At 34.0% G+C, this 12,556-nt stretch carries 8 protein-coding genes; 7 read left to right on the forward strand and 1 reads right to left on the reverse strand.

The features are described from left to right. Window positions 1-34: 34 nt before the first annotated feature. A complete protein-coding gene (locus tag J5G60_RS11955) occupies window positions 35-919 on the forward strand; it encodes a potassium channel family protein (protein WP_150357190.1) in 885 nt (294 codons plus the stop codon). A 119-nt stretch (window positions 920-1,038) separates the two neighbouring features. After that, window positions 1,039-1,935 carry a glutamate formimidoyltransferase gene (gene ftcD / locus J5G60_RS11960; RefSeq protein ID WP_150357189.1) on the forward strand — a complete coding sequence of 299 codons (897 nt, stop codon included), beginning with the start codon at window positions 1,039-1,041 and terminating at the stop codon, window positions 1,933-1,935. 101 nt (window positions 1,936-2,036) lie between these two features. Here ftcD and J5G60_RS11965 read toward each other — a convergent pair whose 3' ends face one another. Beyond that, on the reverse strand, window positions 2,037-5,096 hold the full coding sequence (locus tag J5G60_RS11965) for an AAA family ATPase (RefSeq protein ID WP_150357188.1): 3,060 nt from the start codon (window positions 5,094-5,096) through the stop codon (window positions 2,037-2,039). A 283-nt stretch (window positions 5,097-5,379) separates the two neighbouring features. On the opposite strand from J5G60_RS11965, the gene J5G60_RS11970 reads away from it, so the two are divergent. The 5 genes from J5G60_RS11970 to J5G60_RS11990 are packed head-to-tail and all read left to right on the forward strand — an operon-like array spanning window position 5,380 to window position 12,375. Further along, window positions 5,380-7,404 carry a urocanate hydratase gene (locus J5G60_RS11970; protein ID WP_150357187.1) on the forward strand — a complete coding sequence of 675 codons (2,025 nt, stop codon included), beginning with the start codon at window positions 5,380-5,382 and terminating at the stop codon, window positions 7,402-7,404. Window positions 7,405-7,445: 41 nt separating this feature from the next. Then, a complete protein-coding gene (gene hutI / locus J5G60_RS11975; RefSeq protein WP_150357186.1) occupies window positions 7,446-8,711 on the forward strand; it encodes an imidazolonepropionase in 1,266 nt (421 codons plus the stop codon). 30 nt (window positions 8,712-8,741) lie between these two features. After that, entirely contained in the window at window positions 8,742-9,380 is a 639-nt protein-coding gene (locus J5G60_RS11980; protein ID WP_150357185.1) for a cyclodeaminase/cyclohydrolase family protein, read from the forward strand. A 45-nt stretch (window positions 9,381-9,425) separates the two neighbouring features. Further along, the gene (gene hutH, locus J5G60_RS11985; RefSeq protein ID WP_150357184.1) at window positions 9,426-10,949 is read left to right on the forward strand and encodes a histidine ammonia-lyase; all 1,524 of its coding nucleotides are present in this window, start codon (window positions 9,426-9,428) and stop codon (window positions 10,947-10,949) included. 25 nt (window positions 10,950-10,974) lie between these two features. Further along, a complete protein-coding gene (locus J5G60_RS11990) occupies window positions 10,975-12,375 on the forward strand; it encodes an APC family permease (protein WP_150357183.1) in 1,401 nt (466 codons plus the stop codon). Window positions 12,376-12,556 lie beyond the last annotated feature (181 nt).

Raw genomic sequence — 12,556 nt, forward strand, 5'->3', positions numbered from 1 at the left:
GTATAAATAAGTATACTAATACAGAGGTTATAATATGAAATGGTTTATTAATATACATAAAATTAAAAAAAGGACTATTTTACTACTTCTGGCTTTACTTTATATAACTGTATTAATTTGCTTTGGAATTATCTATTGGGATATTGCAAATGACTCCAATGGAGAATTTTTTATATTTCAGAATGATATAAATATAGATAGAAAAATAGAGATTTTTAAAAGGAATTTGAATATTGAAGTATGTAGTAATGAATTAAAAAACAGCATAAAAAGCTTATTATTGTCCAGTGAATATAAAAGGCCTGTTGCAAAAGTGGAAACAGTAGATGATTCGGTCATCTCTGTCAACGTGTTTTCTTTTGAAAAAGTTTTAGGTTGGGAGTGGGCTGATTATTATTACTTGCTGTTTAAAAATGCAGGGATCACCCATATTGCCGTAAAAAATTTAGGCCAAGATAAAATAAGTGGAGGATTTGACAGCTATAAAATAAAGGTGGATTTTTATAAGATGACTGAAGATTTAAAAGATTTTAAGGGTTATCCGGAAAGCTATGATGATGATTTTAAAAAAATATTTACCAAGTATATGTGGGTGAATGAATATCCATTACTGTACAATGAGTTTCCTGGAAAGGGTTATTTTTATTATCCGTTAAATTTTTATTTTCCAGAGCTTGTAAAAAACTCTATATCTTTTTTAGATGGCAGTCCTCTAGTACTTAAATCAATAGTAGATGAAAATCTTAAATACCCACTGTGGAATTTTATGTATTTCAGTGCAGTGACTATGACTACACTGGGATATGGAGATATTGTACCTAACTCAACTATAGTACGTATTTTAGTTATGTTAGAAACTGTATTTGGGGTGACTATCGTGGGCATGTTTGCTTCATGTTTATTTTGGAACAAGGAGTGACGTCTAAAAATTTTATATGCATATATGTCTTTTATAAGTTTTTTAGACGTTTTAAAGATGTAATTAATTTATAATTATCGTAGATTTAACATTAAACGAGGGTTTAGGGGGAAGTTAAGATGTCAAAATTGGTAGAATGTGTCCCAAATTTTAGCGAAGGCAGGAATGTGGAAATAATTGAAAGCATTGTAGATGAAGTTAGAAAAGTTGAAGGTGTAAAACTCCTGGACTATTCTTCAGATAAAGATCATAATAGATCTGTAGTAACTTTTTTAGGGGCTCCAGATGAAGTGGAAAAAGCTGCTTTTAATCTCATAAAAAGGGCAGCTGAACTTATAGATATGAGAAAGCATAGAGGTGCACATCCTAGGATGGGTGCCACGGATGTAGTGCCATTTATACCGATTAAGGATGTCACAACAGAAGAATGTGTAGAAATTTCACAAAGATTGGGCAAAAAAGTGGGGGATGAATTGAGGATACCTGTTTATTTATATGAAGATGCTGCTAGCTGTGCAGAAAGGAAGAATTTAGCAAATATAAGAAAAGGCCAGTATGAAGGATTTTTTGAAAAAATAAAACAGCCTGAATGGAAACCGGATTTTGGACCGGATGAGATAAACGTGAAGAGCGGTGCAACTGTTATAGGTGCCAGATTTCCACTTGTAGCATATAATATAAATTTGGGTACTGATGATGTGGAAGTTGCCAACGCCATAGCTCGAAAAATAAGATACATAGGAGGAGGACTCAGGTATGTTAAAGCTGTAGGTGTAAAGGTAACGGAGAGAAATATAGTACAGGTATCTATGAATCTAGTAAATTATGAAAAGACACCTATTTATGCTGCCCAGGAAATGGTCAAAATGGAGGCAAAAAGATACGGCGTACCTGTAGTAGGAAGTGAAGTTATAGGTCTAGTTCCAATGAAAGCTCTGATAGATTGTGCAGAATATTATCTTCAAATAGAAAATTTTAATATGAGCCAGGTGTTGGAATCCAGAATAAGCGGATAAAGTGATTCTTAGGTTCAAATGGAGTTTTCTAATAAGGAATGTTTTTCTCCACCTGAACCTTTTTTGGAAAATTTTCGACTGCTGCCGAAAATCCTTCCTACCTATTTGATATCTCTATTTTGAACTTTGTACTTTAATTTTAAAAGTACATTGATCTCATAATCATCCAGGGATTTTTTTAAATAGTTAATTCCAATGTCGCAGTAGTAATTTATATCTTCACAGAGGTATTTTTGAAAAATACAATTTAAATTTTCATCTTTAAGCATTTTTGCTCGTATCGCAGCTTTAATACTGTATACGAGTCCTATTTCATGTGGGCTTTTTAGCATTTCTGAATGAGTATGAGCAGCTTTTAAATAACTTAAAGCTGTATCGAATTCATTTTCGTCTATTTTAAGTAGAGACATAAATGCTTCTGCTACAGAACGCCCCCAAACTAAATCAAAATGGTTGTATATTTTAAGTGAGCTGCTAAAATACTTTTTTGCAAGAGCGTAATCCCCCATGTCAAAAGCTGCTTCACCTGCGTTTATATTGAATATTGCACTGGTTGAAACTACCTTTTTTCTCTCACATATTTTAATAGCCTTATTGTAGTATTCAATGGCCTGGGAGAATTTCATGGAATATCTTCTTATTTCACCTATATAATTGTAAGCAGCTGCTATATTTAGTGCATATTTATCTGATATGGTGGTGTTTCTTTCAAGTATGTTTATGGATTTATTTAAGAGTTTTTCCGCTTCTACATAATTTCCGCACATATTGTTGTAAAGGGCTTTCAACCTAAATAGTACGGCTTTTTCATCTTCATGACCTTCAAATACAACAATGTTAAGTGCTAGGTTCACGTATGTAATCATGTCTTTTACATTATAGGCCTGAATACAATAATAGATCATTTGTTTATAGCCTTCAAGGGCATAGCTGGTATTTTTTATCTTAACTGCTTTATCTATCATAACTTTTATTATAGAAGTACCTTCTTTGTATTTACCTATTCGAATTAAATATCGTCCCTTCATATGAAGAAATGTGACTTCCAGAAAGGTAATTTCTTTAGAATAAGCTTGATTTTCGATTTTATTCAAGAGTTTCTCTATTTTGCTCAGGCTATTTAGGGCTTTTTCATCACTGAAGTATAAATTACTATATTTGGTGTTGCTGTAATAAAGTACCGGAAAAAGTTCATGGCTGAAGCTTAAATATACGTTCAGGCTTTTCATGCTGTATTTAAGTTCTTTTATATAATTACTGGCATGTGAAAAATGATATATTAATTTATAATAGGTATTCAAATCCTCTTTATTCCTGCTCAAGTTTTCTTCAAAAATATTACCTATTTTATTGTGAAGTATTTTTCTCCTAGCGAGAGATTGATTTGAATATATGAATTCCCCCATCTTTTGGTGGGTGAATTTTAAACTTATATTATCCTCACTTAAGATTTCTGTGAGTATGAATTTAGCTTCCAGTTCCTCAAGCATGTCCATTATTTCTAATTCATCTTTGTGCATCAGTCTTACCAATATATAAAGAGGTGTTTCGTCAAAAAACATAGAGCATATATTTAAAATTTTTCTTCCATTTTCGGATATGTCAAAATATCTGCTTTTTAGTATATCCTGCATTTTGGAAGACATTATATTTATATTTCCATTGGATTTTATTATATTCATGTATTCAGTTAGAAAAAATAAATTGCCCTCTGTTTCACTGTAGATTTTCTTTATCATTTTTTTACTTAAATTGTAGTTAGGGAGGGCCTGTTTTATAAAGCCTTCGGTTTCCCTGTAATCAAGTCTGTATAGTTCAATTATATTGAGTTTGTTGTGCATTTTCATGGATGTAACAAATTTATCTAATTCTTCATTTCTTTCTTTCCTGCAGGTGGCAAGTAAAATTATATTTTTATTTTCACTTAAAATTATGCTGCCTAATAGGGATAAGCTCATTGAGTCAATCCATTGAATGTCTTCAAATACCAGTAGAATTTTTTTCATGGCACCGAGTTTCTTAAAGACATTTTCTATTGCATTTATAATGACTTCATATTTTAAGTTATTATTGCTTTCTATAAGTTTTAAGTCCATAGAATAATTTTTATCAAATTGGGGGAAAAAACTACCTATTATGTTTTCACATCCCTGCGGCAGATTTACCTTATCCAATTTAATTATTTCAACCAAATCTGACATTATTGGATTCCAGGGTTTTAATATATATTCTTTTTCAAATTGATAGCAGCAGGTTTCGAAAATATATACGTTATTTTCTGATACGTTTTCCAAAAACTTTTCTTTGAGCTTTGTTTTCCCAATACCAGCTTCTCCTAGTATTAAAACGGATTTGGACTGTATATTATTGATAAATTTAAAATAATTGATCCTTAAGGATTTTAATTCGTTGTATCTGCCAAAGAAAAATTTTTGGGTTCTTGAGCTATTGTTTACATATCCTGTTCCCATTTTATTTAAAATTTCATTGAATAATTTTTTTGTCTCCTTGGAAGGTTCTACATTTAACTCTTTATTTAAAATCTCTGAAAGTTTATGATACGTTTCAATGGCTTTATTTGGTTTGTTGTTATTTATTAAACTGCACATCAATTTTCTATAGGATTCTTCATCAAATTCATCGACTTTTATCAACAGTCTACAATAATCTTCCATTTTATCATAGTTCCTGTTTTTATTTTCTAGAGATATTTTTACCTTGAGTCTATGTATGTATATCTGCTGAAGATAATCCCTGTATTGTGTCAGCCAGTTTTGAAAATTTTCTGCATTTTTTACATAAAATCCGGTTAAAAATGGATCTTTGTAAAGATTGATTTCATTTTTGTTTTTTAGAAAGTCAGTCACATCAGATTTTATACTTATATCTGGATTTATCATAACAGTTGATTTTCTCGGAGATATCAGCACTTCTAGGTTAAGCGTCTTTTTTATTTTGTATATGGCATTTCTCAGATTTTTCTTTGCAATGCTTTCTTCCTCGTCAGGCCACAATAATCCAGCTAATTTTTCCCGTGTACATTCTTTATTTATAAGTAAATAACAAAAAAGAGCCTGTGCTTTATTATAGGGAAATAAGATCTTCTTATGGTTTATGGTTACCTCAAAATTGCCAAACATTTTCACATTTATAAAATTCACTATATATCCCTTCTTCCGTTGAACAGACCATTTGATAGATACTTCAAATATATTATAACATAGTATTTAAATGAATTTAAATGTAAAGCGTCTTCAGTGTATAAAAAATATAAAACTTTTAAAATTGATTTTTAACTTAAATTGACTCTTTAGAGATGTATGAACGGTAATATATAATAAATGGATGAAACTATTTTTTGTTGATATTCAATTAATGCAATATTTGAATAACTATATGTTGATTTTACACGTAAACAGTTTAATCTTAGAAGGAGGAAGTATTATGATTGATAATCTATATATCAGTAAGTCCATGACTGTAAAGTTAGATGACGAACTGCCTGAAATGCCTAAATTTGTAGAGGGAATAAGGAGAGCTCCAAACAGAGGGTTTAATTTGTCGAGATCTCAAACTGAAATTGCTTTAAAAAATGCTTTAAGGTATATACCACCTGAATATCATGAGAAGTTGATACCTGAATTTTTAGAGGAACTGACTACAAGAGGAAGAATTTATGGATACAGATTTAGACCTGAAGGAAGAATTTATGGGAAACCAATTGAAGAGTATAAGGGAAATTGCATGGAGGGCAAGGCTTTTCAAGTTATGATAGACAATAATTTGGATTTTGAAGTTGGATTGTACCCTTATGAGCTTGTTACCTATGGCGAAACAGGAAGTGTATGTCAAAACTGGATGCAGTATAGACTTATAAAAAAATATCTGGAAGTTATGACTCGAGATCAAACACTTGTAGTAGAGTCAGGTCATCCTCTTGGACTATTTAAATCAAAGCCAGAGGCACCTAGGGTTATAATAACTAATGCACTTATGGTAGGCATGTTTGATAATGAAAAGGATTGGGAAGTTGCAGAGGAAATGGGAGTTGCCAATTATGGACAGATGACTGCTGGAGGTTGGATGTATATAGGACCTCAGGGAATAGTGCATGGTACTTTTAATACCCTACTAAATGCAGGAAGACTTAAACTTGGTATTCCAAATGATGGCGATTTAAGAGGTCATTTATTTGTGAGCTCTGGACTTGGAGGGATGAGCGGTGCCCAGCCTAAGGCTATAGAAATAGCAAAAGGTGTTGGAATAATAGCTGAAGTGGATAAATCAAGAATAGATACAAGGATTAAGCAGGGATGGATTAAAAGGTGCTCTTCAGATTTAAGTGAAATATTTAAAATTGTAAAGGATTACTTGAAGAGAAAAGAAAGCATATCCATTGCCTATTATGGAAATATAGTAGATCTACTGGAGTATGCAGTTAAAAACAATATAAAAATTGATCTGCTGTCGGATCAAACTTCTTGCCATGCTGCCTACGAAGGTGGATACTGCCCTCAAGGAATTAGCTTTGAAGAAAGGACAAGACTTCTAGCAGAAGATAGAGAAAAATTTCATGCTTTGGTAAATAAAAGTTTAAGACGTCATTTTGAATTGATAAAATCTCTAGTAGACGGGGGAACTTATTTCTTTGATTATGGAAATTCCTTTATGAAAGCTGTATACGATGCAGGTGTTAAAGAAATATCTAAAAATGGAATAGATGAAAAAGATGGTTTTATATTCCCATCCTACGTAGAAGATATAATGGGGCCTCAGCTTTTTGACTATGGTTATGGACCTTTTAGATGGGTTTGTCTAAGTGGGAAGGAAGAAGACTTGGTTAAAACTGATAGAGCTGCTATGGAATGTATAGATCCAGATAGAAGATATCAGGACAGAGATAATTACAACTGGATAAAGGATGCCGAAAAAAATCAGTTGGTAGTTGGCACCCAGGCCAGAATATTGTACCAGGATGCTAAGGGTAGAGTTGATATAGCATTGAGATTTAATGAAATGGTTAGAAAGGGCGAAATAGGGCCTGTTATGATGGGAAGGGATCATCATGACGTGAGTGGTACGGATTCTCCTTTCAGGGAAACTTCTAATATCAAAGATGGAAGCAATGTGATGGCAGATATGGCAGTTCAATGTTATGCAGGGAATGCTGCCAGAGGAATGAGCCTTGTGGCCCTGCATAATGGAGGTGGAGTAGGCATAGGAAAAGCTGTAAATGGAGGCTTTGGACTGGTGCTTGATGGAAGCTTCAGGGTAGACGGAATTATTAAGTCAGCCTTGAACTGGGATGTTATGAGCGGAGTTTCAAGGCGTTCCTGGGCCAGAAATGAGCATGCTATTGAAACTGTAATGGAGTTTAATAAAAACAATGTTGGAACAGATCATGTAACTCTTCCATATCTGGCAGATGAAGAAGCTGTAAAAAAAGCAGTGGGTAAATATTTTAAATAAATATATACTTGCTATTAGCTTGAAAAATGGAGGTAATTATTATGATAATTAAAAATATAAGCTGTCTTGTCACTTGCGCAGGAAATTGTCCGAAAATAAAAGAAAATTTAAAGGATGCAGGTATAGTTGATAATGGGTATATAATTGTAGACAAGGATAATATAGTTGAAGTTGGCAGTGGGGATGGATACAAAAAATACTTAGATTGTAATAGGCCTGTAATAGACGGCAGGGGCAAAACAGTAACTCCTGGTCTGGTGGACAGCCATACACATGTTGTATATGCGGGTTCAAGAGAAAAGGAGCTTTCCATGAAGCTCAAAAATGTAAAATATATTGATATACTTAAAGCCGGAGGGGGAATACTGAGCACTGTAAATAGTGTGAGAAAGACCCCTATGGAAAAAATTGAAAATGAGACAAAGGATAGATTGGATCGGATGCTTCTTCATGGAACTACTACTGTGGAAAGTAAATCAGGTTATGGACTGGATTTTGAAAATGAAATGAAAATGCTTCAAGTAAATAAAAATTTAAATAAAAAGCACCCTATGGATATAGTTTCCACTTATTTGGGGGCCCATGCTATTCCGGAGGAATTTAAGGATAATAGAGAGGGCTATATAGATTTCATGATAAATTCGGTGATACCATATGTAAGGGAACATAATATGGCTGAATTTGTTGACTGTTTTTGTGAAAAAGGTGTATACACTGCAGGAGAGGCGAGAAAAATTTTAGAGGCAGGAAAAAAAGCTGGACTTAAAGCTAAAATTCATGCGGATGAAGTTGAATCTGCGTCAGCAGCGGAATTAGCAGGTGAAATGAGGGCAGTATCTGCAGAGCACTTAGTATCTGCTTCTGATGAAGGTATCAAGTCTCTGGCTGATAATAAGGTAGTTGCAGTACTTTTACCTACTACATCCTTTTATCTGATGTTAAATAAGTTTGCACCAGCAAGAAAGATGATAGAAGAAGGGGTTATAGTGGCTCTGGCTACGGACTGCAATCCAGGTACTTCGCCTACGGAGTCTCTTCAGGCAACCATGACTTTTGCCTGCTTTGGACTTAAAATGCTTCCGGAAGAAATAATAAATGCTATGACCATAAATGGGGCAGCTGCAATTTCAAGAGAAAGTCAAATAGGCAGTATTGAAGCTGGGAAAAAAGCGGATATAACTGTATTTAATGCTAAAAGTCTAGATTATCTTATATATCATTTTGGAGTAAATGCGGTTGACACTGTAGTTAAGAACGGAGAAATTGTAGTAAAAAATGGAAAATTAGTGTACACTAATATAGTATAATATAACCGATTTTGATTGGAGAGGTAATCGATGTTACAGGATCTTAGATTAAAAGAATTTGTAGAGGAATTGGGATCAAGCTCGCCGGCTCCAGGAGGAGGAAGTATTGCAGCCCTTTCGGCCTCTCTGGCCAGTGCATTAGCTAGTATGGTATTTAACTTGACAATTGGGAAAAAGGACTACTTGAAATATGAGGATACAGTAAAGAATGCTATTGACTCTTCGCTGTATCAAGTGAATTTATATAGTAAAAAATTTTTAAATCTTGTGGAGAAAGATACAGAAGCTTTTCTGTCATTGATGAAGGCTTATAAAATGCCAAAAAATACGGATATGGAGATAGAATTAAGGAAAAATGCTATAAAGAAAGGTAATGATAGTTCTCTTGAAATTCCTCTTCAGGTGGCTGAAAGTGCCTATAGGCTGTATCCATATATATTTATTGCTGTAAATTATGGAAACAAAAATGCAATTTCAGATGCTGGAGTGGCAGCTTCTTTGGTAGAAACTGCAGTAGAAGGTGCTGTTCTTAATATAAAAATAAATATTCAAAATATTGAGGATAAAGATCATAAAGTGGATTTGAAAAACAAGTGTGATAATTTACTGAAAAAAAGCAGAGATGAAAAAGAAAAGATAATGAGAATTGTAGAGAGTAAATTAGAATAACACTCAATTGGCAAATGGCAGAGATCATAAGGGGGAAATAAAGATATGAAAATTGTTACTTTGAAGGGTGAAAATCTTACACTGGAAGAGGTTATAAATGTTGCATATTATGATTATAAAGTTGATGTGACTGAAGAAGTTAAAGAAAAAATCAACAGGTCGAGAAGAGTAATCGACGGAATAGTCAGCAGAAATGATATAAAATATGGAATTACTACGGGATTTGGCAAATTTTCTGACGTGATCATAACGGGAGAAGAGTGCAAAACACTTCAGAAGAACTTAATAATGTCCCATTCATGCGGCTTTGGTCGAAAATTTCCCAAAGAGATAGTAAGGACGATAATGCTGTTGAGGGCGAATAATCTGGCAAAGGGATATTCCGGAATAAGGTTAAATGTTTTTGAAACACTTCTTGATATGCTAAATAGGGGAGTACATCCATCTATTCCTGAGAAGGGTTCTTTAGGGTCTTCTGGTGATTTAGCACCTCTTGCACATATGGTATTGCCTATGATTGGCGAGGGAGAAGCTGAATTTCATGGAGAAATTTTACCGGGAAAAGAGGCTATGGAAAAAGCAGACATACCTATAGTTGAATTAGTAGCCAAAGAGGGATTGGCCCTTATAAATGGAACTCAGGTGATGACTGCGGTTGGCTCCCTGGCATTATACAAGGCCATAAACCTTTTGAAAGTAAGTGATATTACAGCAGCTCTTACCATGGAAGCTTTAAGAGGAATAAGAGATGCGTTTGACTTGAGGACACATAAATTGAGGCCTCATAAAGGTCAGGTACAGACGGCTAAAAATATACTTGCTTTGATACAGGATAGTTCTTTCATAACTAATCAGGGTGATCTTAGAACACAAGATGCCTACGCGTTAAGATGTGTACCACAGGTTCATGGAGCCAGCAAGGATGCTGTAAATTATGTTAAAGAAAAAGTGGAAATAGAAATAAATTCTGTTACGGATAATCCTATTATATTTGAAAATTCAGATGTGATTTCTGGAGGAAATTTCCACGGCGAACCTATGGCCTTGAGCTTTGATTTTCTTGGAATTGCAGTGGCTGAAATAGCTAATATATCTGAAAGAAGGTTGGAGAGACTGGTAAATTATCAGCTTAATGATCTGCCGCCTTTTCTCTCGAAGAACGGAGGACTTAATTCTGGATTTATGATTACGCAATATGCAGCAGCAGCTTTGGTATCGGAGAACAAGATACTTGCTCACCCGGCATCAGTAGATTCTATACCTTCTTCTGCAAATCAGGAAGATCACGTGAGTATGGGTACTATTGCTGCAAGGAAAAGCCTGGAAATCGTAAATAATACAGCCAGAGTATTGGCAACGGAATTGATGGCTGCATGTCAGGCTATAGATTTTAGAGACGGACTTAAATTGGGAAAGGGTACTCGAGAAGCATATAAAGCTGTTAGAAATAGGGTGAATTTCATAGAAAAGGATGAGATCATGTATAAGGATCTGGATAAATGTGAAGAGCTTATAACCAGTGGAGAGCTTTTAAAATTGGTGGAAAAGAAAATAAAAGTAGAAATATAATATTAAGAAATAAGGGGGATTGTATGTGAATCTATTGAGGAAAAAAACTGTGGAGGATTTTAGGGTTTCCGTGAAAAAAAGCGGGCTCAGAAAAAAATTGAATTATTTTGATCTTGCAGCTTTGGGAATTGGTTCTGTGGTTGGAACTGGTATATTTGTATCTACGGGGCAAGGAGCACAGTTGGCAGGTCCTGCTATTACAATTTCATTTGCCATAGCAGCTATTACAAGTGCACTTTGTGCACTTACCTATTCAGAACTTGCTACAATGTTTCCAGTAGCAGGGAGCACTTATTCTTATTGTTATGTAGCTTTTGGTGAGATTGTGGCATGGATTATCGGATGGAATCTAATGCTGGAATATCTTGTTTCTGGAGCAGCAGTCGCTTCTGGTTGGTCAGGAACTTTTGTTGGAGTACTGAAAGCCTGTGGTATTAATTTACCCTATCAGCTGACTAATTCTCCGTTGGCAGGAGGTATAGTGGATTTGCCTTCTATTATAATTGTGGCAATTATAACTTGGGTATTGTACATTGGAGTCACTCAGAGCTCTAAAGTAAATAATATTATAGTTGTTATAAAAGTGTTAGTGATATTTATATTCATATTTATCGGTGTAACACATATAAACCCTGCAAATTATCATCCTTTTGCACCTTATGGATTCAAGGGTATAATGTCTGGAGCCGCCATTATATTTTTTGCTTTTATAGGTTTTGATTCAGTATCTACTGCAGCGGAAGAAACGGCTAATCCCAAAAGAGATGTCCCTATTGGGCTTGCTATTTGTCTGGGATTGGTCATAGTATTGTATATAGCTGTTTCAACTATACTTACAGGAATGGTACCTTTTAAATCCATTGACTTAAATAATGCTCTTCCAGGAGCTCTTGCTAGAGTGGGCATTAACTGGGGATCTGCATTAGTTGGTGTTGGAGCTGTTGTTGGAATGATTTCAACTATTCTTGTAATATTATATGGGCAAATTAGAATATTTATGGTTATGGCAAGAGATGGACTACTTCCTGAAGTATTTTCTAAAGTGAATGACAAACACAGGACTCCGGGTACATGTACTATAATAACTGGAATAATAACTGCTATAATATGTGGATTTTTCCCTTTAACTGTAATTATAGACCTATGTAATATTGGAACACTGTCAGCTTTTTTATTTGTGTCTATAGGAGTTATTATACTGAGAAAAACCATGCCTGATGTGGAAAGAAAGTTTAGATGTCCAGCAGTCCCATTTACGCCAATTTTGACAATAATATTTTGTCTGTATCTCATGCTAAGTCTTCCAGGTGTTACTTGGGTTAGATTTGCAATATGGACGGGAGCAGGATTATTGGTGTATTTCATCTACGGTATGAGGCACAGTATATTAAATGATGAAAAACGTACTCTTAAAAATAAAAGCTAGTATAAAATAAAAGTTTGCTAAATTAAAATTATCTAAAAAGCACAGGTTTTGATTTCAAGTCAAAATCTGTGCTTTTTTAAAAGTTCAGAGATAAATTTTTTATTTTACATAAGATATTTACCAATGAAAATATTATGACAGCTGTTTAATTTACATTATAAATATTATGTAAATTAAAAAC

Origin of the sequence: Clostridium sp. HV4-5-A1G (assembly GCF_900184915.1) — a bacterium.
GTDB lineage: Bacteria > Bacillota > Clostridia > Clostridiales > Clostridiaceae > Clostridium_B > Clostridium_B aromativorans.

Coding starts and splice junctions, on each gene's coding strand:
- J5G60_RS11955 (WP_150357190.1), top strand. CDS start 35: ATGAAATGGTTTATTAATATACATAAAATTAAAAAAAGGACTATTTTA.
- ftcD (WP_150357189.1), top strand. CDS start 1,039: ATGTCAAAATTGGTAGAATGTGTCCCAAATTTTAGCGAAGGCAGGAAT.
- J5G60_RS11970 (WP_150357187.1), top strand. CDS start 5,380: ATGATTGATAATCTATATATCAGTAAGTCCATGACTGTAAAGTTAGAT.
- hutI (WP_150357186.1), top strand. CDS start 7,446: ATGATAATTAAAAATATAAGCTGTCTTGTCACTTGCGCAGGAAATTGT.
- J5G60_RS11980 (WP_150357185.1), top strand. CDS start 8,742: ATGTTACAGGATCTTAGATTAAAAGAATTTGTAGAGGAATTGGGATCA.
- hutH (WP_150357184.1), top strand. CDS start 9,426: ATGAAAATTGTTACTTTGAAGGGTGAAAATCTTACACTGGAAGAGGTT.